The organism is Rhodopseudomonas sp. P1 (assembly GCF_039642825.1).
Lineage (GTDB): Bacteria > Pseudomonadota > Alphaproteobacteria > Rhizobiales > Xanthobacteraceae > Rhodopseudomonas > Rhodopseudomonas palustris_H.
Genome location: NZ_CP088006.1, coordinates 3,180,419 through 3,204,593, shown reverse-complemented (window position 1 = coordinate 3,204,593; position 24,175 = coordinate 3,180,419). Strand labels below are relative to the sequence as shown.

Sequence of the window (24,175 nt, the reverse complement as noted above, 5' to 3'; positions counted from 1 at the left end):
TTGCATTCGGGTGTCGAAAAATGCCGACATTAAAGGCGAAATGCAAAGGCTGTGCACGAGAATGGGAATCTCTGCCTCAAGCCGCTTGACTTGGGGGAGCGAGCCCTTTAATTCGACCGCCACTGCGGCGGTTGACGCAAAACCACGCGGGAGTAGCTCAGTTGGTTAGAGCGCCGGCCTGTCACGCCGGAGGTCGCGGGTTCGAGCCCCGTCTCTCGCGCCACTTCGCCACGATGGCGATTGGCGCACTGCAGTCCCCCTCTGAAACATCCTGAACTCCACAGCGATCTCATCGCGGTCCGATGCTGTCTGCGCTCCGGAGCTCAGAGCCGACCGGAAATGCGGGCAACACATTCAAAGGCTTTCACAAGCCGTCCAATTGACGATTAGTTTCGTCTTGGCCGGGCTTGTCCCGGCCATCCGCGCCTTTTCTCGCCGTTTCGCTGCAAGACGTGATGCCCGCCACAAAGCCGGCATGACGAAAGTGCTCGATTTCATGGCCCGCATGTCCAGTCGGGCTCTCAGGTTAAGTCTGCGCGGGTCTCTGGGTCGAAGCGGACAGCAGGCGAGGGCACTGACGCGCGATGTGGATGATGCGCGCGAATGCTTGCTGTTTGCATCTGGCTGCTATGCAAAAGGCCGCCGAGGTGGCGGCCTTCTCAACCCTCTGTTACCGCTGATGCGCGGTCGGGGATGGGTGGCTATCTCACTGTCGAGCGGCCAGAGTCCGTGACGGTCATCTGCTTGGTGGCCTTGATGACCTGGGCCGTCTGGCTGTCGGCTGCGGTGGTGCGGGCTGTAATCCCCAGCGCTGCTACGCTGATACCTGCGATGAGAGCCACCACCACGATCTTCAGGTGGGTCGCACGATCCGCTGAATGCAAAGAGTGGTTCATCGCTGCCTCCCCGCGGCGCTTGTTGTTGCCGCGTCGACAAACGGACGATAGCCTTGCGTGTGTTTCAGGAAAGTTTCGCCGGTTCCGAAAATGGTTTCGTCCGCGCTGCGTATGGTTTCTAACGCGTTGACGAGTTCGGTTGTGAATGATGAGTCACGAATTCGTGCAGGTGAGGATCGGATTCACGCCGAGGACCTCGGTCTTGCCACAGCTTGGCTTGCGCCCCCTGTTGCACTGCGCTAAGCGGTAGAACAATTCAAATGCGAACGAGTCTGCGGCAGCGCAACAGCCGCGGGGTTAGGGAACGGGTGATGAGTGGCATTCTGTCTAACTACCTGCCAATCGTCGTTTTTATCATCGTTGCGGCTGGTTTGAGCTTCGTTTTGCTGGTGGCGCCGTTCGCGGTGGCGTATCAGCAACCGGACCCCGAGAAGCTCTCCGCCTATGAATGCGGATTCAATGCTTTCAGCGATGCCCGCATGAAATTCGACGTCAGATTCTACCTCGTCGCCATTCTGTTCATCATCTTCGACCTCGAAGTCGCATTTCTGTTTCCGTGGGCGGTTGCCTTCGGCAAGCTGGGCGCGACCGGCTTCTGGTCGATGATGGTATTCCTTGGCGTCCTGACCGTCGGCTTTGCCTACGAATGGAAGAAGGGCGCGTTGGAATGGGATTGAGGCCTGAAACGATGCAGCCGACGCCGTCGCAATATCCGACCGGCGCGCAGCCGCTGATCGCGCGGCCCGCCACCGGCATCATCGACCCCAACACCGGCAAGCCGGTCGGGGCGGACGATCCATTCTTCCTCAACGTCAACCGCGAGCTGTCCGACAAGGGCTTCTTCGTCGCCGCGACCGATGACCTGATCACCTGGGCGCGCACCGGCTCGTTGATGTGGATGACGTTCGGTCTCGCCTGCTGCGCGGTCGAGATGATGCAGCTGTCGATGCCGCGTTACGACGCCGAGCGGTTCGGCTTCGCGCCGCGTGCGTCGCCGCGTCAGTCCGACGTGATGATCGTCGCCGGCACGCTGACCAACAAGATGGCTCCGGCGCTGCGCAAGGTTTACGACCAGATGCCGGAGCCGCGCTACGTGATCTCGATGGGATCGTGCGCCAACGGCGGCGGCTACTATCACTATTCGTATTCCGTGGTGCGCGGCTGCGACCGCATCGTCCCGATCGACATCTATGTGCCCGGCTGTCCGCCCACCGCCGAAGCGCTGCTGTACGGCGTGATGTTGCTGCAGAAGAAAATCCGGCGGACCGGCACTATCGAACGCTGAAGAAGGCTGTTTCATGGACGACAACGGGCTCGACACCCTGGGTCAGACGATCGTCGGCGCCTTGCCGGGAATCGCGACCGGTTACTCCGTCGCGTTCGGTCAGCTCACGCTGACCGTCGATGCCGGCAAAATCGTGGAGGTGATGCGGCTGCTGCGCGACGATCCGCGTTTCCGCTTCATCAGCTTCGTCGACATGACCGCGGTCGATTATCCGGGTCGCGCGGAGCGGTTCGAGATCGTCTACCACCTGCTGTCGCCGAAGCTGAACGAGCGGGTGCGGGTCAAGGCCGAAGTCGGCGAGACCACGCTGGTGCCGTCGATCATCGACGTCTTCCCCGGCGCCGACTGGTTCGAGCGCGAAGCCTACGACCTCTACGGCATCATCATCACCGGTCATCCCGATATGCGCCGGCTGCTGACTGATTATGGTTTCGAAGGTCATCCGCTGCGCAAGGATTTTCCGCTGACCGGGTTCGTCGAGGTTCGCTACGACGACGACCAGAAGCGGGTGATCTACGAGCCGGTGCGGCTCAATCAGGAGTTCCGTAAGTTCGACTTCCTATCGCCCTGGGAAGGGGCTGACTATCCGGTCCTTCCCGGAGACGAGAAGGCGGGAGTGAAGTCGTGACCTCGTTCGCTGTTCGTAATTCGCTATTCGCTTTGACGCGGAGCCCGCTCCATGGCTGACGCTGCTGCTCCCGACGCTGCCAGCGTCCGCAACTTCACCATCAACTTCGGCCCGCAGCATCCGGCGGCGCACGGCGTGCTGCGTCTGGTGCTGGAGCTCGACGGCGAGGTGGTCGAACGGGTCGATCCGCATATCGGCCTTCTGCATCGCGGCACCGAGAAGCTGATCGAGCAGAAGACCTACCTGCAGGCCATTCCGTATTTCGATCGGCTCGACTACGTCGCGCCGATGAACCAGGAGCACGCATTCTGCCTCGCGGTGGAAAAGCTGCTGGGGATCGCGGTGCCGCGCCGCGCGCAACTGATCCGCGTGCTGTACGCCGAGATCGGCCGCATCCTGTCGCATCTGCTCAACGTCACCACGCAGGCGATGGACGTCGGCGCGCTGACCCCGCCGCTGTGGGGCTTCGAAGAGCGCGAAAAGCTGATGATGTTCTACGAGCGCGCATCCGGCAGCCGGATGCACGCGGCGTATTTCCGCGTCGGCGGCGTGCATCAGGATCTGCCGCCGAAGCTGGTCGACGATATCGATGCTTGGTGCGACGCATTCCCGGCGGTGGTCGACGATCTCGACCGGCTGCTCAGCGACAACCGCATCTTCAAGCAGCGCAACGTCGATATCGGCGTGGTGACGCTGGATCAGGCCTGGGCCTGGGGCTTCTCCGGCGTAATGGTGCGCGGCTCGGGCGCGGCCTGGGACCTGCGCAAGGCGCAGCCTTACGAGTGCTACGCCGAACTCGATTTCGAGGTGCCGATCGGCAAGAACGGCGACTGCTACGACCGCTACCATATCCGCATGGAAGAGATGCGGCAGGCGGTGCGGATCATGAAGCAGTGCATCGCCAAGCTGCGCGAACCGGCCGGGCAGGGGCCCGTCGTGGTCGACGACCACAAGATCTTCCCGCCGCGCCGCGGTGAGATGAAGCGGTCGATGGAAGCGCTGATCCATCACTTCAAGCTGTACACCGAGGGCTTCCACGTCCCGGCCGGCGAAGTCTATGCCGCGGTCGAAGCGCCGAAGGGCGAGTTCGGCGTGTATCTGGTCTCGGACGGCACCAACAAGCCGTACAAGTGCAAGATCCGCGCGCCGGGCTTTGCGCATCTGCAGGCGATGGACTTCCTCAGCCGCGGCCATCTGCTCGCCGACGTTTCGGCGATCCTCGGCTCGCTCGACATCGTGTTCGGAGAGGTCGATCGGTGAACGAACCCGGGCCCATCCAGTTTGATCGCGCCACCGGCGCTCTCGAGGGCGCCGGCGCCCTCGAGCGCATGGCGGCGTGTGCGCTGGTGATGGGCGCGCGGGTGTCGTCGACCTTCTCGTATCGCGGCTACAACGCCGCGGCGAATTTGATGCGCAAGGCGCTGCCGGAACGCGATATCGCGATCAAGCTCAATCCCGACGCGACCTTCGTGTTTCCTTACGGCGACGGCTATTGGAGCAAGCTGCTGCAGCGCGATTACTCTTACGAGATCGAGCTGGACTTGTTGTTCCGCGACGCCGCCGACGTCGACTACACGCTGGTCGATTGCGGTGCGAATTACGGCTACTGGTCGGTGCTGGTGTCGAGCGCGCCGTTCGGTGCGCATCGCACCCTGGCGATCGAACCGTCGAGCCAGAACTTCGCGCGTCTGGCGCACAATGCGCAGGTCAACGGCAACCGGTTCTCGGTGATGAAGTGCGCAGTCGGTGCTGCGCGCGGCACCGCGAAGCTGTCGGGCACCAAGCATGAGGCGTTCAGCATCGCCGGCAAGCCCGGCGCCGACGGCGAAACTGTGCCGGTGATCCGTCTCGATGATCTGATCGACGACGGCCATCTGCCGCTCGGCGGCAAGTACATCGTCAAGCTCGACGTCGAGGGTGTCGAGATCGACGCGATCCGCGGCGGCGAGCGGCTGCTCGCTGAAGACACCGCGATCCTGTGCGAAGAGCACGGCAGCGACCGCGATCACAAAGTGTCGCGCTTCATCCTCGAACACACCCCGCTGAAGCTGGTCGTGTACGACCCGCAAAGCAATCGCTACGAGGCCGTAGTCGACCTCGGCATTCTCGACCGGATCAAGGTCGCGTCGAATGTCGGCTACAACGTCGTCGGAACCGCAAGCGCGTTCTGGCAGGCCCGGATCCAACACCTGAATGCGAGCGTGGCGCAGCGCTCGGCGAGAAACTGAGCATGTCCGTTCGTCGTCTGGCACCGAAAGAGCTGCAACCCGAGAGCTTCGCGTTCACCGCGGAAAATCTCGCCTGGGCGCAGAAGGAAATCACCAAGTATCCGCCGGGCCGGCAGTTCTCGGCGGTGATCGCGATCATGTGGCGGGCGCAGGAACAGTGCGGCGGCTGGCTGCCGGAAGCGGCGATCCGCACCGTCGCCGACATGCTGCAGATGCCGCACATCCGCGCGCTGGAAGTGGCGACCTTCTACACGATGTTCCAGCTCAACCCGGTCGGCAAGAAGGCCCACGTCCAGGTCTGCGGCACCACGCCGTGCCGGCTGCGCGGCGCCGGTGAGCTGATCGAGGTCTGCAAGAATCGGATCCATCACGACCCGTTCCATCTGTCGGCCGACGGTGACTTCTCCTGGGAGGAGGTCGAGTGCGCCGGCGCCTGCGTGAACGCGCCGATGGTGCAGATCTGGAAGGACACCTACGAGGACCTGACGCCCGAGACGCTGAACAAGGTGCTGGACGGCTTCGCCAGCGGCAATCCGCCGACGCCGGGCCCGCAAAATGGCCGCCAGCACGCGGCACCGATTACCGGCCCGACCACGCTGAAGACGGGTGGTATCAACGTATCACCGGTCAACGCCAACGGGCCGCCCTTGACCGATGACGAGGCGAAGCGGGCGGGGGCGGCTGCCAACGTCCAGGAACGCCCCGCGCCCAAGCCGCCCGCAGCAGACGCCACCGAGAAGAACCCGCCATGACGACGCCCGCCCCGGTGGGGCGCGCCGTCGCGGAAAGCGCGAGAGCCATGCCGATCCCCGTTTACATGCTGCTGCACGGTGTCGCCGCCGCAGCGTTCATATTTCTGCTGCAGCGCTACGCGCTCGGTGCAACACTCCAATCGAGCGTGATCTGGGCGCTGACCTTCGGGGGCTGCGCTACCGGGCTCGCTTACATGCAATCCAAACGCTGACAGGGAACGCCGCAAGCCATGCTGGACGACAAGGACCGCATCTTCCGGAACCTGTACGGTCTCGACGACTGGACGCTGAAGGGCGCGCGCCGTCGTGGCGCGTGGGAAGGTACCAAGGCGATCATCGACAAGGGCCGCGACTGGATCATCAACGAGATGAAGGCGTCGGGCCTGCGCGGCCGCGGCGGCGCAGGCTTCCCGACCGGCCTGAAGTGGTCCTTCATGCCGAAGGACAATGCCGACGGTCGGCCGAGCTATCTGGTCGTTAACGCCGACGAGTCCGAACCCGGCACCTGCAAAGACCGCGAGATCATGCGCCACGACCCGCACACGCTGGTCGAAGGCTGTCTGGTCGCCGGCTGCGCGATGGGCGCCCACACCGGCTACATCTACGTGCGCGGCGAGTTCATTCGCGAGCGCGAGCGGCTGCAGGCGGCGATCGACCAGGCCTACGAGGCCAAGCTGATTGGCAAGGACAACGTCCACGGCTATCCGTTTGATCTCTACGTCGCCCACGGCGCCGGCGCGTACATCTGCGGTGAAGAAACCGCGCTGCTCGAAAGCCTCGAGGGCAAGAAGGGCCAGCCGCGGCTGAAGCCGCCGTTCCCGGCGAACGTCGGTCTGTTCGGCTGCCCGACCACGGTAAACAACGTCGAGTCGATCGCGGTCGCGCCGGATATCCTGCGTCGCGGTGCGGCGTGGTTCTCGTCGATCGGCCGCGCCAACAACGTTGGGACCAAGCTTTACGGTATCTCCGGCCACGTCAACACGCCCTGCGTCGTCGAAGAGGCGATGGGCATTCCGTTCCGCGAGCTGATCGAAAAGCACGGCGGCGGCATTCGTGGCGGCTGGGACAATCTGCTGGCGATCATTCCCGGCGGCGCGTCGTGCCCGTTGATCCCGGCGGCGGATTGCCAGGACCTGATCATGGACTTCGACGGCACCCGCGCGGTGAAGTCGAGCTTCGGCACCGCCGGCGTGATCGTGATGGACAAGTCGACCGACGTCGTCGCGGCGATCGCGCGCATCAGCTACTTCTTCAAGCACGAAAGCTGCGGCCAGTGCACGCCGTGCCGCGAAGGCACCGGCTGGATGTGGCGCGTGCTCGACCGCATGGTCGAAGGCCGCGCTCACAAGCGTGAAATCGACATGCTGCTGGAAGTAACCAAGCAGGTCGAAGGCCACACCATCTGCGCGCTCGGCGATGCCGCGGCCTGGCCGATCCAGGGCCTGATCCGCGCCTTCCGCCCCGAGATCGAGCGCCGCATCGACGACTTCTCGCGCAAGGCCACGCTCGACGATCAGGGCGTGCTCGATCCGGCGCACATGCAAGCGGCGGAGTGACTGCCATGATCAAGATCATCGTCGACGGCAAGGAAGTCGAAGTTCCGCCGGAGTACACGCTGCTGCAGGCCTGTGAGTCGGCCGGCGCCGAAATTCCGCGGTTCTGTTACCACGAGCGGCTGTCGATCGCCGGCAACTGCCGGATGTGTCTGGTCGAGCTGAAGGGCACGCCGAAGCCGGTGGCGAGCTGCGCTTGGGGCGTGCGCGACTGCCGCCCGGGTCCGAACGGCGAGCCGCCGGAGATCTCGACCAAATCGCCGATGGTCAAGAAGGCACGCGAAGGCGTGATGGAGTTCCTGCTGATCAACCATCCGCTCGACTGCCCGATCTGCGATCAGGGCGGCGAGTGCGACCTGCAGGACCAGGCGATGGGCTACGGCGTCGATCAGAGCCGGTTCGCCGAGAACAAGCGCGCGGTCGAGGACAAGTATCTCGGCGTGCTGGTCAAGACCTCGATGACCCGCTGCATCCAGTGCACCCGCTGCGTGCGCTTTGCGGCGGAAATCTGCGGCGTGCCGGAGATGGGCGCGATCGGCCGCGGCGAGGATATGGAGATCACCACCTATCTCGAGCGGGCGCTGACCTCGGAGCTGCAGGGCAACCTCGTCGACATCTGCCCGGTCGGCGCGCTGACGTCCAAGCCGTATGCCTTTGCGGCGCGGCCCTGGGAGCTCGGCAAGACCCAGTCGGTTGATGTGATGGACGGCGTCGGTTCGGCGATCCGCGTCGATACCCGCGGCCGCGAAGTGATGCGCATCCTGCCGCGCGTCAACGAGGCGATCAACGAGGAGTGGATCTCCGACAAGACCCGCCACGTCGTCGACGGCCTGCGCACGCAGCGGCTCGACCGGCCTTACGTTCGTGAGGGCGGCAAGCTAAAGCCGGCGAGCTGGCAGCAGGCGTTCGCCGCGATCAAGGCCAAGCTCGACGGCACCTCGGCCAAGAAGATCGGCGCGATCGCCGGCGATCTCGCCGCGGTCGAAGAGATGTTTGCGCTGAAGCAGCTGCTCGCCAAGCTCGGCTCGACCAACGTTGCGGCCCAGAACGTCGCGGCGTTCGATCCGAAGGCCGGCCGCGCCAGCTACATCTTCAATCCCGGCATCGTCGGCATCGAGCAGGCCGATGCGGTGCTGATCATCGGCTCCGATCCGCGCAAGGAAGCGGCAATCCTCAATGCCCGCATCCGGAAGCGCTGGCGGGCCAGCGGCATGCCGATCGGTGTGATCGGCGACCAGGCCGAGCTGACCTATCACTACAACTATCTCGGCGCCGGCACCGACACGCTGAACGATCTGATCGCCGGCAAGCACGCCTTCGCCGAGACGCTGAAGAACGCCAAGCGTCCGATCATCCTGGTCGGTGCGGCGGCGACCGCGCGTCGCGACGGCGCGGCGATCCTGTCGCTGGCGGCCAAGCTCGCCGCCGACGTCGGCGCGCTCGACGATGGCTGGAACGGCTTTGCGGTGCTGCATCCGGCAGCCTCCAGCGTCGGCGCGCTCGACATCGGCTTCGTGCCGGGAGCGGGCGGGCTGGGCGCGGCGGAGATGGCGACGGCCGGCGGCGTCGACGTGCTGTTTTCGCTGGGCGCCGACGAGGTCAAGGTGCCGGACGGCGCGTTCGTGGTTTACATCGGCACCCATGGCGATCGCGGCGCACACCGCGCCGACGTGATCCTGCCGGGCGCCGCTTATACCGAGAAGTCCGGCATCTACGTCAACACCGAAGGCCGCGTGCAGATCGCCAATCGGGCTTCGTTCCCGCCGGGCGACGCGCGCGAAGACTGGGCGATCCTTCGGGCGCTGTCCGAAGCGGTCGGCGCCAAGCTGCCCTACGACTCGCTGGCGGCGCTGCGCAAGGCGCTGTTCGCCGAGGTGCCGCATCTGATGCGGGTCGATCAAATCGAGGCCGGCGATCCGGCCGATCTGCGCAAGCTGGCGGCCGCCGGCGGCAGCGTCGAAAAGACGCCGTTCAAGCCGGTGATCGCCGATTTCTACATGACCAACCCGATCGCGCGGGCGTCCGCGGTGATGGCGGAATGTTCCCGCCTTGCGTCGGGGCAATTGCTGACGGCGGCGGAGTAGGCGGGACCCATGGCTGAATTCTTCGCGACCAACCTGTGGCCGCTGCTCGTGGTGATCGGGCAGAGCGTGCTGCTGTTGGTCATCCTCCTGATCGCGATCGCCTACATCCTGCTCGCCGACCGCAAGATCTGGGCGGCGGTGCAGATCCGCCGCGGCCCGAACGTGGTCGGACCGTGGGGTCTGCTGCAGTCGTTCGCCGACTTGCTGAAGTTCGTTCTCAAGGAGCCGACCATTCCGGACGGCGCCAACAAGGGCCTGTTCCTGCTGGCGCCGCTGGTGACCTGCGTGCTGGCGCTCGCGGCCTGGGCGGTGATCCCGGTGAATGCCGGCTGGGTGATCGCCGACATCAACGTCGGCGTGCTCTACATCCTCGCGGTGTCGTCACTGTCGGTGTACGGCATCATCATGGCGGGCTGGTCGTCGAACTCGAAGTACCCGTTCCTCGCCGCGCTGCGTTCGGCGGCGCAGATGGTGTCGTACGAAGTCTCGATCGGCTTCGTGGTGATCTGCGTGCTGCTGTGCGTCGGCTCGCTGAACCTGACCGCGATCGTCGAGGCCCAGGACGGCAAGTGGGGCATGCTCGGCTGGTACTGGCTGCCGCTGTTCCCGATGTTCGTGGTGTTCTACGTCTCGGCGCTGGCCGAAACCAACCGCCCGCCGTTCGACCTCGTCGAAGCGGAGTCGGAACTGGTCGCCGGCTTCATGGTCGAATACTCGTCGACCCCGTATCTGCTGTTCATGCTCGGCGAGTACGTGGCGATCGTCACGATGTGCGCGATGGGCACGATCCTGTTCCTCGGCGGATGGTTGCCGCCGGTGCCTTACGCGCCCTTCACCTGGGTGCCGGGCATCGTCTGGTTCTCGCTGAAGCTGCTGTTCATGTTCTTCCTGTTCGCGATGGCGAAGGCGATCGTGCCGCGCTACCGCTACGACCAGTTGATGCGGCTGGGCTGGAAGGTGTTCCTGCCGCTGTCGCTGGCGATGGTGGTGATCGTGGCGTCGGTCCTGCAGTTCGCCGGCCTGGCACCGAAATGAGGCTTCGATGAACGTCACCGCTACCGCCCGTTCGCTGCTTCTGACCGAGTTCGTATCGGCGTTTTTCCTCGCCATGCGTTACTTCTTCAAACCGAAGCCGACGATCAATTATCCTTTCGAGAAGAACCCGATCTCTCCGCGGTTCCGCGGCGAGCACGCGCTGCGCCGTTATCCCAACGGCGAGGAACGCTGCATCGCCTGCAAGCTGTGCGAGGCGGTGTGCCCCGCGCAGGCGATCACCATCGAGGCCGGCCCGCGCCGCAACGACGGCACCCGCCGCACGGTGCGCTACGACATCGACATGGTGAAGTGCATCTATTGCGGGTTCTGCCAGGAGGCGTGCCCGGTCGACGCGATCGTCGAGGGACCGAACTTCGAGTTCGCCACCGAGACCCGCGAAGAATTGTACTACGACAAGGCCCGCCTGCTGGCCAACGGCGACCGCTGGGAACGCGAAATCGCCAAGGCCATCTCCCTCGACGCGCCGTACCGGTGAGCTGACGCCATGTCGATGCCCGTCCTGTTCTTCTATCTCTACGCCGGGGTGGCGATCGCTGCCGCGGTGATGGTCGTGGTCGCCCGCAACCCGGTGCACTCCGCGCTGTTCCTGATCCTGGTTTTCGTCAACGCCGCCGGCATGTTCGTGCTGATGGGGGCCGAATTCCTGGCGATGATCCTGATCGTGGTCTATGTCGGCGCCGTCGCGGTGCTGTTCCTGTTCGTGATCATGATGCTGGATGTCGACTACAGCCAGCTTCGCGAGGGCTTCCTCGAATATCTGCCGTTCGGCCTGTTGATCGGCTTCATCTTCCTGGCCGAGCTGTTGCTGCTGGCCGGCGGCTGGGTGATCAGCCCGACTGTCACCAAGGCGGTGACGTCGCCGATCCCTACCGGCGTCTCCAACACCGAGGCGCTCGGCCTCGTGCTCTATACCCGCTACATCCACTACTTCCAGGTGTCGGGCATGGTGCTGCTGGTGGCGATGGTCGGCGCGATCGTGCTGACGCTGCGCCACAAGAAGAAGGTCAAGCGGCAGGATATCGCCGCGCAGAACGCCCGCTCCAAGGAGACGGCGATGGCGATCCGCCACGTCAAGCCGGGGCAGGGCCTGTCCGACAACGATGCTCCGGAGTGGGTGCGATGAACGAGATCGGTCTCGGCCATTTCCTGTCGGTCGCCGCGGTGCTGTTCACGCTCGGCACGCTCGGCATCTTCCTGAACCGCAAGAACGTCATCATCATCCTGATGTCGATCGAGCTGATGCTGCTCGCCGTCAACATCAATCTGGTGGCGTTCTCGATCTACCTGAACGACATCGTCGGCCAGGTTTACGCGCTGCTGGTGCTCACCGTCGCAGCCGCGGAGGCCGCGATCGGCCTTGCGGTGCTGGTGGTGTTCTTCCGCAACCGCGGCACCATCGCGGTGCAAGATATCAACTTGATGAAGGGCTAGGGCATGATCGGCAATCGTTTGCGGATTGACGGCATGTCCGGGGGGCTGAAGGCGCGCGCATGATCCAGGCTATCGTATTCCTGCCGCTTGTCGGCGCGCTGATCGCGGCCGTCATTGCGCTGGTGGGCGCCCACGCCCGCAACCCGAGCGGCGACACCGTCGAGCATCACGATGATCACGGCCATGGCCACGACGCCCATGGCCACGCGGCGCACGGCCATGACGCTCATGCGCATGCCGCGCATGGTCACGACGACCACGCGCACGACGATCACGCTCACGGTCCGGTTGAACCGGCCGCCGCCGGCTCGCGTCTCGCCGAGATCGTCACAACGACGCTGCTGCTGATTTCCTGCGCGCTGTCCTGGGTGACGCTGGTCGAAGTCGGCTTCATGCACCACGATTCACGCGTGGCGTTGTTGCCGTGGATCAATTCCGGCGAGCTGCAGGTCGCCTGGGCGCTGCGCGTCGACACCCTCACGGCCGTGATGCTGGTGGTGGTGACGACGGTGTCGTCGCTCGTTCACCTGTATTCGATCGGCTACATGCACGAGGATCCGCATCGGCCGCGGTTCTTCGGCTATCTGTCGCTGTTCACCTTCGCGATGCTGATGCTGGTGACCGCCGACAACCTGCTGCAGCTGTTCTTCGGCTGGGAAGGCGTCGGTCTGGCGAGCTACCTGCTGATCGGGTTCTGGTACCAGAAGCCGTCGGCCAACGCCGCCGCCATCAAGGCCTTCGTGGTCAACCGCGTCGGCGACTTCGGCTTCCTGCTCGGCATCTTCACGGTGTTCGTGCTGGTCGGCTCGACCGATTTCGACACCATCTTCTCGGCGGCCCCGGGTCTGACCGGCAAGACCATCAACTTCTTCGGCTGGCACGCCGACGCGCTGACGCTGGCCTGCCTGATGCTGTTCATGGGCGCGATGGGCAAGTCGGCGCAGTTCCTGCTGCACACCTGGCTGCCGGACGCGATGGAAGGCCCGACCCCGGTGTCGGCGCTGATCCACGCCGCGACCATGGTCACCGCCGGCGTGTTCATGGTGGCGCGGATGTCGCCGCTGTTCGAACTCGCGCCGAATGCCCAGGCCGTGGTGATGTTCTTTGGTGCCACCACCGCGTTCTTCGCGGCGACGATTGGTCTGGTCCAGAACGACATCAAGCGGATCGTGGCGTATTCGACCTGTTCGCAGCTCGGCTACATGTTCGTGGCGATGGGGGCGGGCGCTTACTCGGTCGGCATGTTCCACCTGTTCACGCACGCTTTCTTCAAGGCGCTGCTGTTCTTGGGTGCAGGCTCGGTGATCCACGCGATGCATCACGAGCAGGACATCCGCAACATGGGTGGCCTGAAGGACCGCATCCCGTTCACCTACGGCGTGATGCTGATCGGCACCCTGGCGCTGACCGGCTTCCCGCTGACCGCAGGCTACTTCTCGAAGGACGCGATCATCGAGGCGGCGTTCGTCTCGAAGAACCCGCTGGCGTTCTACGGCTTCCTGATGACCGTGGTGGCAGCGCTGCTGACCTCGTTCTATTCGTGGCGCCTGGTGTTCAAGACCTTCCACGGCGAGCCGCACGATCGGAAGCATTACGAGGCGGCGCATGAGAGCCCGCTGGTGATGACGATCCCGCTGTTCGTGCTCGCCTTCGGCGCGCTGGCGGCCGGCTATCCGTTCAAGGAGCTGTTCGCCGGCCACGGCATCGAGGAGTTCTTCCGCTCGTCGCTGAAGATGCACCCGCACATCATCGAAGAGATGCACCACATCCCGGCCTGGATCGCGTTGCTGCCGACGGTGATGATGGTGGTGGGCTTCCTGGTGTCCTGGTTCTTCTACATCCGGCGCCCGGATATCCCGATGGAGCTCGCCAGCCAGCATCGGCTGCTCTACCAGTTCCTGCTCAACAAGTGGTACTTCGACGAGTTGTACGAGATCATCTTCGTGCGTCCGGCGAAGTGGATCGGCCGCCAGCTCTGGAAGAAGGGCGATGGCATGCTGATCGACGGCTTCGGCCCCGACGGCATCTCTGCCCGGGTGCTCGACGTCACCCGCGGGGTGGTCCGGATGCAGACCGGCTACCTCTACCACTACGCATTCGCGATGCTGATCGGCGTGGCCGGTCTGATCACCTGGTTCATCCTCGGCTTGGGGGGCCGGTAAATGTCGGCTTCGATCATGACCTGGCCGGTGCTGTCGGTCGTTACGTTCCTGCCGGTGCTCGGTGCGGCACTGGTCTATCTGGCCCGCGGCGAGGACGAGGCGGCGCGGCGTAACGCCCGCTGGATCTCGCTGTGGACCACGCTGATCACCTTCGCGGTGTCGCTGCTGCTGGTGTGGCACTTCGATCCCGCCAACCCGGGCTTCCAGTTCGTCGAAAAGGCACCTTGGCTCGGCAACACCATCACCTACCACATGGGTGTCGACGGCATTTCGCTGCCGCTGGTGATCCTGACCACCGCAATCATGCCGTTCTGCATCATCGCGAGCTGGCGCTCGGTGACGGTGCGGGTGCGCGAATACATGATCGCGTTCCTGATCCTCGAAACGCTGATGATCGGCACCTTCTCGGCGCTGGATCTGGTGCTGTTCTATCTGTTCTTCGAAGGCGGCCTGATCCCGATGTTCCTGATCATCGGCATCTGGGGCGGTCCGCGCCGGGTGTACGCGTCGTTCAAGTTCTTCCTGTACACGCTGCTCGGCTCGGTGCTGATGCTGCTGGCGATCATGGCGCTGTACTGGAACGCCGGCACCACCGACATTCCGACCCTGATGCGCACCTCGGTCCCGAGCGGTCTGCAGACCTGGGCGTGGCTGGCGTTCTTCGCTTCATTCGCGGTGAAGATGCCGATGTGGCCGGTGCACACCTGGCTGCCGGACGCTCACGTCGAAGCGCCGACCGCGGGTTCGGTCGTGCTGGCCGCGATCCTGCTGAAGATGGGCGGCTACGGCTTCCTGCGGTTCTCGCTGCCGATGTTCCCCGACGCCTCGGTGTATTTCGCGCCGCTGATCTACACCCTGTCGGTGATCGCGATCATCTACACCTCGCTGGTCGCGCTGATGCAGGAGGACATCAAGAAGCTGATTGCGTACTCCTCAGTGGCGCATATGGGCTTCGTCACTATGGGCATCTTCTCCGGCACCACCCAGGGCGTCGCCGGCGCGGTGTTCCAGATGATCAGCCACGGCATCGTGTCGGGCGCGCTGTTCCTCTGCGTCGGCGTCGTCTACGACCGGATGCACACCCGCGAGATCGCCGCCTATGGAGGCCTGGTCAACCGGATGCCGCTGTACGCGCTGGTGTTCATGGTGTTCACGATGGCCAATGTCGGTCTGCCCGGCACCTCCGGCTTCATCGGTGAATTCCTGACGCTGCTCGGCACCTTCCGCGTCAACATCCCGACCGCGACGCTGGCGACCACCGGCGTGATCCTGTCGGCCGGCTACGCGCTGTGGCTGTATCGCAAGGTGGTGTTCGGAGCGATGACCAAGCCGGCGCTCGCCAGCATCAAGGATTTGACCTGGCGCGAAGGTCTGATGATGGCGCCGCTGGTGGTTCTGACGATCCTGTTCGGCTTCTATCCGAAGCCGGTGCTCGACATGTCGGCCGCCTCCGTTCAGCAACTCGTCAACAACTACGCCGCCGCCGTGACTGCCGTGAAGGCAGCGGCGCTGCCGTGACCGGCAAGGACTGATCCAGATGAACTTTGAAACAGCCGGTTACCCGCTGCTTCCGATCCTGCCGGAACTGGTTCTGGTGGTGGGGGCGATGCTGCTCCTGATGCTCGGCGCGTATCGCGGGCCGAAGGCCACCGGCACCGTCACGGTGCTGGCGATCCTGCTGCTGGTCGCCACCGGCGCGCTGGAGCTGTTCGCGCTGCCGGCCGGCAAGCTGGTCACCTTCGGCGGCAGCTTCATCGTCGACGACTTCGCCCGCTTCCTGAAGGTGCTGGCGCTGATCGGTTCGGCGGTGACGCTGATCCTGTCGCTCGAAGTGCTGACCCATCCGACGCGGCGGATGTTCGAATACGCCATTCTGGTGCTGCTCTCGTCCGCCGGCATGCTGCTGCTGATCTCGGCCGGCGACCTGATCATGCTGTATCTCGGCCTCGAGCTGATGAGCCTCGCGCTCTACGTGGTCGCGGCCAGCAACCGTCAGGATGCCAAGTCGAACGAAGCCGGCATGAAGTACTTCGTGCTCGGCGCGCTGTCGTCCGGCATGCTGCTGTACGGCGCCTCGCTGATCTACGGATTCACCGGCACGGTGCAGTTCTCCGGCATTGCGGCTGCGGCCAAGGACGGCAATGTCGGCCTGGTGTTCGGCCTTGTGTTCCTGCTCGCCGGCCTGTGCTTTAAGGTCTCCGCTGTGCCGTTCCACATGTGGACGCCGGACGTCTATGAAGGCGCGCCGACTCCGGTCACTGCGTTCTTCGCCTCGGCGCCGAAGGTGGCGGGCATCGCGATCTTCACCCGCGTCACGCTGACGGCGTTCCCGAGCATCGCGCCGCAGTGGCAGCAGATCGTGATCTTCGTGGCGATCGCCTCGATGGCGCTCGGCTCGTTCGCGGCGATCGGCCAGAAGAACATCAAGCGCCTGATGGCGTATTCGGCGATCGCCAATATCGGCTTCGCGCTGGTCGGTCTGTCGGCCGGCACGGTCGAAGGCGCGCAGGGCGTGATCGTCTACATCTCGATCTATGTGGCGATGACGCTGGGCGCGTTCGCGGTGATCCTGGCGATGCGTCGCAACGGCATGCACGTCGAGAACATCAGCGACTTCGCTGGCCTGTCGCGGACCAATCCTCCGCTGGCGTTCTTCTTCGCGATGCTGCTGTTCTCGTTTGCCGGCATCCCGCCGCTCGCCGGGTTCTTCGCCAAGTTCTACGTGTTCATGGCCGCGATCAAGGCCGGCATGTTCGTGCTGGCTGTGGTCGGCGTCGTCACCAGCGTGGTGGGTGCCTACTACTATCTCGCCATCGTCAAGGTGATGTACTTCGACGAGCCGGCGCCGGGCGTCGATCCGGTGCGGCCGGAGCTGCGCGGCGTCCTGATGGTCGCCGGCCTGTTCAATATGCTGTTCTTCGTCTACCCGGCACCGCTGGTGAACGCAGCAACAGCGGCAGCCAAGTCGCTGTTCTAAATGACAGCGCTGCATCTCGGATCAAAGGCGGCAGCGGCGGGCTATAGGCTCGCCGCTTTCGATTCCACGGGCTCGACCAACGCCGAGGCGCTGACCAGCGCGCGAGCAGGCGAGGCGGGCCCGATGTGGTTTGTCACCACCGAGCAGACCGCCGGTCGTGGCCGGCGCCAGCGCGCCTGGATCGCGCCGCGGGGCAATCTCGCCAGCAGTGTTCTCGAAGTGATGCGAGTGCCGCCCGGCACCGCGGCGACGCTCGGCTTCGCGGCCGGGCTCGCGCTCGAAGCCGCGCTGCAGCAGGTCAGCCTGGAAGCGCGGGCGCGCTCAGGGATCGATTTTGGTTTCCGGCTGAAATGGCCGAACGACGTGTTGGCATCCGGCAAGAAGCTCGCCGGCATTTTGCTCGAAGCCGAGAACGTCGGCGATCGCCTCGCTGTGGTGGTCGGCATCGGCACCAACGTCATCGCGGCGCCGACTGATACGCCGTATCCGGCGGTCTCGCTGCACGACCTCGGCATTCCGGTGAGCGCGGAGGATTTGTTCGCGGCGCTGTCCGACGCCTGGACCGAGCTGCGCGGCATCTGGGACGACGGCCGCGGCTTTCCGGAGATTCGCCGGCGCTGGCTGGAGCGCGCCGCCGGTCTCGGCGAACCGGTGTCGATCCGGTCCGGCGACAGCGGGCTCGAAGGCGTGTTCGACAGCATCGACGACACCGGCTGTCTGATCGTGCGCACCACCGACGGAAGAAGGGTGCCGGTTTCGGCCGGTGACGTGTATTTCAAAGGCGTCGCATCAATGGGAGCGGCGTGATGGCGCGTCCGGACGAGTTTACATTTGCGCCGCTCGGCGGCGTCGGCGAGATCGGCATGAACCTGTCGATCTACGGCCTCGGCAATCGCGCTCAGCGGAGCTGGCTGGCGGTCGACCTCGGCGTTTCGTTCGGCGACGAGGAGCATCTGCCCGGCATTGATTTGATCATGCCGGACATCCGCTTCCTGGAAAAAGAGAAGAAGAACCTCGTCGGCCTGGTGCTGACCCATGCGCACGAGGATCATTTCGGCGCGATCATCGATCTGTGGCCGAAGCTCGGCTGCCCGATCTACGCCACCAAATTCAGCGCCTCGCTGTTCGCCGCCAAGCTGGCGGCCGAACGCACCACGCTGAAGATTCCGATCACCGAAGTGCCGTCGGGCGGCACCATCGATCTCGGCCCGTTCAGCGTCGAGTTCATCCCGGTGGCGCATTCGATTCCGGAAAGCCACGCGCTGGCGATCCGCACCTCGGTCGGCACCGTGCTGCACACCGGCGACTGGAAGATCGATCCGACGCCTGTCGTCGGCCCGCCGACCGACGAAGCGCGGCTGCGCCAGCTCGGCGACGAAGGCGTGCTGGCGCTGATCGGCGATTCCACCAACGCGGTGCGCGACGGCCGCTCGCCGTCGGAAGCTGAAGTTGCAGTTTCGCTCGCCGGCCTGATCAAGTCGGCGAAGGGCCGCGTCGCGGTGACGACCTTCGCATCCAATGTCGGTCGCATCCGTGCCGTCGCCGATGCGGCGAAGGCGGCGGGGCGCGAGGTTGTTCTGGTTGGACGCGCGATGGACCGCGTCGCGCAGGTCGCACGCGAGACCGGGCATCTCGAAGGCGTGCAGAGCTTCCGCGGGCCCGAATATTACGGGCATTTTCCGCCCGACAAGGTGCTGGCGCTGTGCACCGGCAGCCAGGGCGAGCCGCGCGCTGCGCTGGCGCGGATCGCCAGAGACGACCATCCCGAAATCACCCTCAACAAGGGCGACTGCGTGATCTTCTCGTCGCGTACGATTCCGGGCAACGAGAAGGCGGTCGGCAGCATCATCAACGGGCTGGTGACGCAAGGCATCGAAGTCATCACCGATCGCGATCACCTCGTTCACGTCTCCGGCCATCCGCGCCGCGACGAACTGCGCGAGATGATCTCCTGGGTGCGGCCGCAGCTCTTGATCCCGGTGCACGGCGAGGCGCTGCATCTGAACGCACACGCCAAGCTGGCGCGGCAGATGGGCGTGCCCAAGGTGATGACCTGCCGCAACGGCGACCTGATCCGTCTCGGCCCGGGCGATCCGGCGGTGATCGATCAACTGCCGTCGGGCCGGCTGTACAAAGACGGCACCATCCTCGAGCAGGACACTTCACGCGCCGTGGTCGAGCGCCGCAAGATGGCGTTCGCCGGCTGTGCCTTCGTGGCGTTGGCGTTGACCGAGGCGGGCGAACTTGCCGACGATCCCGAGGTCGATCTGGTCGGCATGCCGGAGAACAACACCGCGGGCGAACCACTCGAAGACATCGTATTCGATGCCGTGGTTGCCACTGTCGAGGGGCTGCCGCGCGCGCGGCGACGCGATCCGGACTCGGTCGCGGAATCGGTGCGACGCACGGTCCGCTCGATCGTTCAGGCGGAATGGGGCAAGAAACCTTTGTGCACGGTGCACGTGCTGACGGTTTGAGATAAACACCAACAAGAACACGACAACGAAAGAGGGTGACCATGCTCGGGCGGCTCAACCACGTGGCGATCGCGGTGAAGGATGCGGTACAGGCCGCCAAGGTCTATGGCGCCGGCTTCGATGCGGCGATCTCGGAAGCGGTGCCGCTGCCGGAGCACGGCGTCATCACCGTGTTCGTGACCCTGCCGAACACTAAGATCGAGTTCATCCAGCCGCTCGGCGAAGCCTCGCCGATCGCAAAGTTTCTCGAACGCAATGCCGACGGCGGCATTCACCACGTCTGCTATGAAGTGCCGGACATCATCGAAGCGCGCGACCGCCTGACCAAGGAAGGCGCACGGGTGCTTGGCGACGGCAATCCGAAGATCGGTGCCCACGGCAAGCCGGTGCTGTTCTTCCATCCGAAGGATTTTTCCGGCGCGCTGGTCGAGATCGAACAAGCCTGATCGATGGCCTCCACCATCGCCGGGCTGCTCGCGATCTACTTCGTCTTATGGTGGATCGTGTTGTTCGTGACGCTGCCGTTCGGCGTGCGCAGTCACGCCGAGAGCGAAGGTGAGGGGCCGTCTCCCGGCACAGATCCCGGCGCCCCAGTGGCAACGCTGCTGGCGCGCAAGTCGCTGTGGACCACGCTGATCTCGGCGGTGATCTTCGCCGTCGCACTGTACGCGTATCGGTCCGGCTGGCTCGGTATCGATCGTCTCGCCAAGCTGATGAATCTGCCTCTGTAGCCGCTGCGCGCCGAGTGACGCGCTGTCGTGACGACATGCTGTGGTTCGGCGCTGCGTGTTGAGGGCAGCGAGCCTCACGGGCGCGTGCACGATTCGCTGCGATGAATTTCGCTGCGTTCAATCGATCCTACCAGTCGCGCACGCGCAGCAGCTCTTTTTGCCAAATGTATCTGGGTTGGATTCGCCTGCGAGCGGCGTCGGTTGCTTGGCGATTCGTCGAATGAAAAATAGTGCCGAAATGGTGCTGAAAAAGAAAAAGCAGGGCGCGGCGCCCTGCTAAAAAACTTGTCGACCCTATAATTTCCCCGAATAGTTGTTCGTATTTTTTGGCCGGGCGACGTTCGTTGGTGAACGTCAGGGTTCCTCCCGAGACTTGGACCACTCAGACCTTCGCCGCAAGGCTCAGCCTGTAGCCACATTGATAGCCTATTCTAAGCGTCTTGTCATCATTCACGGCAACGAATGTTCAAATTTAAGGCAAGACGTGAAATGAACGAGAACTCGCCAGCTGCACGCGGTTTGCAGTTTCGTTTGGCGCGGTTGCCGAGCTGTGCGATGCTGCGTTGGTCAACCGAACGCAACCGACCTGCATGATAATTCACCCGCCCAAAGGACTGTCTGCGCTGCGCCGACGCCTCGGGCGGCTGATTCCGTTGGTTGCTGTGGTGGTGCTGGTGCAGCTTTTGGCGCCGATCGGGGCGGTGCGTTTCATTGCCAGCGCGATCGCCGATCCGGTCGGCGTCGCGCCGCTGTGCGCCGAGATGGCGAAGCCGGGGCAGGCGTCCCATGCCGCTTTACCGTCGGCGCACGACTCCGGCTGCTGCGCGATCTGCGCCGTCGGCTTCAGCGGTGCGCCGGTGCCGGCGCTGCCGCCGCAGGATTTCGTGGTGGCGCGGTTTGCCCAGGTGGTGGTCTGGCACCTTGCCGATTCGGCGCCGGCCGACCGTCGCTCGTTCGCGCACGCCCAGGCGCGCGGGCCGCCTGCTGCGGTCCGAGCCTCTGCCTGACCGCGGCGTCCGCCGCTCTTTTCAATGCTCGACAATCGCCGGACGGCGCGTCACCCCGCAATCGCCGGGAACGCGCCTGCCGCAGCTTTCGTTCTGACTTCCTCAACTGACAGAAAGACCCACCCATGAAGATGTTCATCCGCAGCGTTGCGTCCGTCGCCGTCGCCACCTTGCTGTCCACCGCCGCCGTGCAGGCCGCCGAGGTCAAGGCCGGCGATCTGGTGATCAGCCAGTCGTGGAGCCGCGCCACCCCGGGCGGCGCCAAGGTTGCCGGCGGCTTCCTCACCATCGAGAACAAGGGCAGCAGCGCCGACCGTCTGGTGTCCGGCACCGCCGATATCGCCGGCAAGGTCGAGATCCACGAGATGTCGATGGACAACGGCGTGATGAAGATGCGCCCGCTCGACAAGGGTCTGCCGATCGAGCCCGGCAAGACCGTGACGCTGATGCCGGGCAGCTACCACATCATGCTGATGGATCTGAAAGGCCCGCTGAAGCAGGGCGACAAGGTGCCGATGACGCTGCAGTTCGAGAAGGCCGGCAAGGTGCAGGTCACGCTCGACGTCGAAGGCGTCGGCGCCAAGGCGCCCGGCGATGCCGGCGGCAGCATGATGAAGATGGACCATGGCACGATGGATCACAGCGGCCACGGGATGAAGAAGTGATGCGGCTGCGATCCGTATCGGCAGCGGCGGCCCTCGCGGCCGCCGCGCTCGGCGCCGCGCCAGCGCTGGCTCACGTCACGCTGCAGCCGAACGAGGCAACGGCGGGCAATTACTTCCAGGCAGCATTCAGCGTGCCGCACGGCTGCGACGGCAGCGCGACGGTTGCGGTCCGCGTCAAGATTCCGGACGGCGTGCTGTCGGTGAAGCCGCAGATGAAGCCGGGCTGGTCGGTCGACATCAAGACCCGCAAGATCGAGGGTGAACAGCCGAAGCTGCACGGCAAGACCATCACGGAAACCGTTGACGAGGTGACCTGGCGCGGCGGGCCGCTCCCGGACAACCTCTACGACACATTCGGTCTGGTGATGAAACTGCCCGACGCTGCCGGCAAGACGCTGTACTTCCCGGTGGTGCAGGAATGCGAAAAGGGCGTTTCGCGTTGGATCGAAATTCCTGCCTCGGGACAGAAGCCCGACGCCCTGCATGAGCCGGCGCCGGCGCTGCGGCTGAAGCCGAAGGCGCCGTGACGGCGGGCTACACTCACACGCGCCGCCGCGGGCGCTGGCTGGCCTGGATCACGGCGATCGCCGTGCTGCTGTGGCCGGCGCTCGCGGCCGCGCATGCCAGCCTCGTCGCCAGCGATCCCGCTTCTGAAGCGGTGCTGGCGACGCCGCCGACCAGTTTCTCGCTGACCTTCAACGAACCGGTCACCGCGCTGCTGCTGCAACTGATCGACGCGCGCGGCCGCAGCCAGGCGATCACGGCGATCGATCAGGACGGCGCGACGCTGCGATTTGCGCCGCCGGCCGCGCTCGGCGAGGGCGCCCATGTGCTGAGCTGGCGGGTGGTCTCTGCCGACGGTCACCCGATCGGGGGCGCGCTGACGTTCTGGATCGGTACGCCCGGCCAAAGGCTGCCGCCGATCGTCGTGCCGGACGATCCCGCGCGCCGCACCGCGATTTGGGCAACGCGCATCCTGGTCGGCTTTACGCTGCTGACCGCCGTCGGCGGCGCGGCGTTCCTGGCCTGGATCGCAGCGACACCGGTCGCGGGCGCAGCGATGCTGACCGCAGGACTCGCGCTGCTCGGCCTGCTCGCCGTCGTGCTGTCCGCCGGTTTGCAAGGGCTGGACGCGCTCGATCTGCCGCTGGCCCGGCTCGGCGATGCCGCAGTGTGGCGCGCCGGCGCATTGGGCTCGTTCGGCGATGCGGCCGCACTGTCCGGCATGGCCTTCGTCCTGACGCTGCTGGCGCTGCGCTGGCGCGGCTGGAATGCGCGGCTGCTGTCGCTCGGCGCCGTGGTGAGCCTCGGCACAGCGTTCGCCGTCAGCGGGCATGCGGCCACAGCCGAGCCGCGCGCGCTCTCCGGCGCTGCCGTCTGGCTGCACGGCGTCAGCCTGTCGCTATGGATCGGCGCACTGCTGCCGCTGGCGATCGCGGTCGGCAGGCGCGATGCGGCGCCGGCGACGCTGCGGCGGTTCTCCAAGGCGATCCCGCTGGCGATCGTAATGCTGCTGATCAGCGGCATCGCGCTGGCGGCGATCGAACTCGGGCGGATCGATGCGCTGTGGCAGAGCGATTATGGCCGTGTGCTGATCGCCAAGCTGGCGCTGGTTTGCGTGCTGCTCGCTCTGGCGCTGTGGAACCGGGTGCGGCTGACGCCGCTGCTGCTGGCCGGCGAGGTGTCGGCGGTGCGGAGAATGCGGGCCAGCATCCTGGCCGAGCTGGTGTTGGTGATCGCCATCCTGGGCGTGGTCGGGCTGTGGCGGTTCACGCCGCCGCCGCGCAGCGCCGCATCTCCGTCGGCAGCAGCCTCGGAGATGGTGCATCTTCATACCGAGCGGGCGATGGCCACGGTGACGCTGGCGCCCGCCCGAGCCGGGCCTGTCGAGATCGAAGTGCTGCTGCAGACGGCCGAGGAGGCGCCGCTTGCCGCGCAGGCGCTGACCGTGACGCTGGCCAATCCTGATGCCGGGATCGAGCCGCTCAGCGCCGAGGCGCGGAAGACGACTGACGGACTCTGGCGGGCGCGGCTCACGGCGCCGGTGCCAGGGACATGGACGCTGACGCTCGGCGTCCTGATCTCGGATTTCGAGAAGGTGAACCTCGAAACCCCGATCGTGATTCGATAGTCGGGTGCCGAGCACCCGGTCGCCGTGCTAGACCGCAAGTGTCCCGCACCGACCTGAGCACCGGCCAATCCGGCCCGAATTGCAGAGTTGCGCGGCTCCCGCCCTTGTGTTT

General features: G+C 65.1%; 25 protein-coding genes and 1 tRNA gene. 25 read left to right on the top strand and 1 reads right to left on the bottom strand.

What is annotated here, in order from left to right:
- Positions 1-146 precede the first annotated feature (146 nt).
- Positions 147-223 (top strand) — tRNA-Asp (locus LRC39_RS14890).
- Between the two features lie 478 nt (positions 224-701).
- On the opposite strand, the gene LRC39_RS14885 is transcribed toward LRC39_RS14890, so the two are convergent.
- On the bottom strand, positions 702-896 hold the full coding sequence (locus tag LRC39_RS14885) for a hypothetical protein (protein WP_107355922.1): 195 nt from the start codon (positions 894-896) through the stop codon (positions 702-704).
- A 311-nt stretch (positions 897-1,207) separates the two neighbouring features.
- Between LRC39_RS14885 and LRC39_RS14880 the strand changes: the two genes are divergently transcribed.
- From LRC39_RS14880 to LRC39_RS14765, 24 genes are all read left to right on the top strand, one after another.
- Entirely contained in the window at positions 1,208-1,573 is a 366-nt protein-coding gene (locus LRC39_RS14880; protein ID WP_011158501.1) for an NADH-quinone oxidoreductase subunit A, read from the top strand.
- Positions 1,564-2,181 carry a NuoB/complex I 20 kDa subunit family protein gene (locus LRC39_RS14875; RefSeq protein ID WP_408018706.1) on the top strand — a complete coding sequence of 206 codons (618 nt, stop codon included), beginning with the start codon at positions 1,564-1,566 and terminating at the stop codon, positions 2,179-2,181. The genes LRC39_RS14880 and LRC39_RS14875 overlap by 10 nt, the downstream gene beginning before the upstream one ends.
- Positions 2,182-2,194: 13 nt before the next feature.
- The gene (locus LRC39_RS14870; protein ID WP_346294797.1) at positions 2,195-2,809 is read left to right on the top strand and encodes an NADH-quinone oxidoreductase subunit C; all 615 of its coding nucleotides are present in this window, start codon (positions 2,195-2,197) and stop codon (positions 2,807-2,809) included.
- Positions 2,810-2,860: 51 nt separating this feature from the next.
- Positions 2,861-4,069, top strand: a complete 1,209-nt coding sequence (locus LRC39_RS14865; protein WP_107344845.1) for an NADH-quinone oxidoreductase subunit D — start codon at positions 2,861-2,863, stop codon at positions 4,067-4,069.
- Positions 4,066-5,037 carry an FkbM family methyltransferase gene (locus LRC39_RS14860; protein WP_346294796.1) on the top strand — a complete coding sequence of 324 codons (972 nt, stop codon included), beginning with the start codon at positions 4,066-4,068 and terminating at the stop codon, positions 5,035-5,037. Before LRC39_RS14865 ends, LRC39_RS14860 begins: the two co-directional genes overlap by 4 nt.
- Positions 5,038-5,039: 2 nt before the next feature.
- Positions 5,040-5,789, top strand: a complete 750-nt coding sequence (gene nuoE / locus LRC39_RS14855; protein WP_346294795.1) for an NADH-quinone oxidoreductase subunit NuoE — start codon at positions 5,040-5,042, stop codon at positions 5,787-5,789.
- The gene (locus LRC39_RS14850; RefSeq protein ID WP_107344842.1) at positions 5,786-6,001 is read left to right on the top strand and encodes a hypothetical protein; all 216 of its coding nucleotides are present in this window, start codon (positions 5,786-5,788) and stop codon (positions 5,999-6,001) included. Before nuoE ends, LRC39_RS14850 begins: the two co-directional genes overlap by 4 nt.
- Positions 6,002-6,019: 18 nt before the next feature.
- The gene (gene nuoF / locus LRC39_RS14845; RefSeq protein ID WP_107344841.1) at positions 6,020-7,345 is read left to right on the top strand and encodes an NADH-quinone oxidoreductase subunit NuoF; all 1,326 of its coding nucleotides are present in this window, start codon (positions 6,020-6,022) and stop codon (positions 7,343-7,345) included.
- A gap of 5 nt (positions 7,346-7,350) precedes the next feature.
- Complete coding sequence (gene nuoG / locus LRC39_RS14840) at positions 7,351-9,426, top strand: NADH-quinone oxidoreductase subunit NuoG (RefSeq protein ID WP_346294794.1); 2,076 nt, start codon at positions 7,351-7,353, stop codon at positions 9,424-9,426.
- A 9-nt stretch (positions 9,427-9,435) separates the two neighbouring features.
- On the top strand, positions 9,436-10,461 hold the full coding sequence (gene nuoH / locus LRC39_RS14835; RefSeq protein ID WP_012496375.1) for an NADH-quinone oxidoreductase subunit NuoH: 1,026 nt from the start codon (positions 9,436-9,438) through the stop codon (positions 10,459-10,461).
- 7 nt (positions 10,462-10,468) lie between these two features.
- Positions 10,469-10,957 (top strand): NADH-quinone oxidoreductase subunit NuoI, encoded by a 489-nt coding sequence (gene nuoI, locus LRC39_RS14830; RefSeq protein ID WP_011158491.1) that lies wholly within the window; start codon positions 10,469-10,471, stop codon positions 10,955-10,957.
- Positions 10,958-10,966: 9 nt separating this feature from the next.
- Positions 10,967-11,605, top strand: coding sequence for an NADH-quinone oxidoreductase subunit J (locus LRC39_RS14825; protein WP_346294793.1), 639 nt, complete (start codon positions 10,967-10,969; stop codon positions 11,603-11,605).
- Entirely contained in the window at positions 11,602-11,913 is a 312-nt protein-coding gene (gene nuoK, locus LRC39_RS14820) for an NADH-quinone oxidoreductase subunit NuoK (protein ID WP_107344838.1), read from the top strand. Before LRC39_RS14825 ends, nuoK begins: the two co-directional genes overlap by 4 nt.
- Before the next feature lie 59 nt (positions 11,914-11,972).
- The gene (gene nuoL / locus LRC39_RS14815; RefSeq protein ID WP_346294792.1) at positions 11,973-14,075 is read left to right on the top strand and encodes an NADH-quinone oxidoreductase subunit L; all 2,103 of its coding nucleotides are present in this window, start codon (positions 11,973-11,975) and stop codon (positions 14,073-14,075) included.
- Entirely contained in the window at positions 14,076-15,593 is a 1,518-nt protein-coding gene (locus tag LRC39_RS14810; protein ID WP_164571091.1) for an NADH-quinone oxidoreductase subunit M, read from the top strand. It begins immediately after the preceding gene.
- A gap of 19 nt (positions 15,594-15,612) precedes the next feature.
- Positions 15,613-17,052: an NADH-quinone oxidoreductase subunit NuoN gene (gene nuoN, locus LRC39_RS14805; protein WP_107344836.1), complete on the top strand. Its 1,440-nt coding sequence runs from the start codon at positions 15,613-15,615 to the stop codon at positions 17,050-17,052.
- Positions 17,053-17,859 carry a biotin--[acetyl-CoA-carboxylase] ligase gene (locus LRC39_RS14800; RefSeq protein ID WP_346294791.1) on the top strand — a complete coding sequence of 269 codons (807 nt, stop codon included), beginning with the start codon at positions 17,053-17,055 and terminating at the stop codon, positions 17,857-17,859.
- Positions 17,859-19,529: a ribonuclease J gene (locus tag LRC39_RS14795; RefSeq protein ID WP_346294790.1), complete on the top strand. Its 1,671-nt coding sequence runs from the start codon at positions 17,859-17,861 to the stop codon at positions 19,527-19,529. Before LRC39_RS14800 ends, LRC39_RS14795 begins: the two co-directional genes overlap by 1 nt.
- A gap of 41 nt (positions 19,530-19,570) precedes the next feature.
- Entirely contained in the window at positions 19,571-19,975 is a 405-nt protein-coding gene (mce, locus tag LRC39_RS14790) for a methylmalonyl-CoA epimerase (protein WP_011158483.1), read from the top strand.
- A gap of 3 nt (positions 19,976-19,978) precedes the next feature.
- Entirely contained in the window at positions 19,979-20,260 is a 282-nt protein-coding gene (locus LRC39_RS14785; protein WP_346294789.1) for a DUF1467 family protein, read from the top strand.
- Between the two features lie 590 nt (positions 20,261-20,850).
- Positions 20,851-21,267: a hypothetical protein gene (locus tag LRC39_RS14780; protein WP_346294788.1), complete on the top strand. Its 417-nt coding sequence runs from the start codon at positions 20,851-20,853 to the stop codon at positions 21,265-21,267.
- Between the two features lie 125 nt (positions 21,268-21,392).
- Entirely contained in the window at positions 21,393-21,932 is a 540-nt protein-coding gene (locus LRC39_RS14775; RefSeq protein ID WP_107344831.1) for a copper chaperone PCu(A)C, read from the top strand.
- Complete coding sequence (locus tag LRC39_RS14770) at positions 21,932-22,459, top strand: YcnI family protein (protein ID WP_346294787.1); 528 nt, start codon at positions 21,932-21,934, stop codon at positions 22,457-22,459. The genes LRC39_RS14775 and LRC39_RS14770 overlap by 1 nt, the downstream gene beginning before the upstream one ends.
- A complete protein-coding gene (locus LRC39_RS14765; RefSeq protein WP_346294786.1) occupies positions 22,456-24,063 on the top strand; it encodes a copper resistance CopC/CopD family protein in 1,608 nt (535 codons plus the stop codon). Before LRC39_RS14770 ends, LRC39_RS14765 begins: the two co-directional genes overlap by 4 nt.
- Positions 24,064-24,175: the final 112 nt, after the last annotated feature.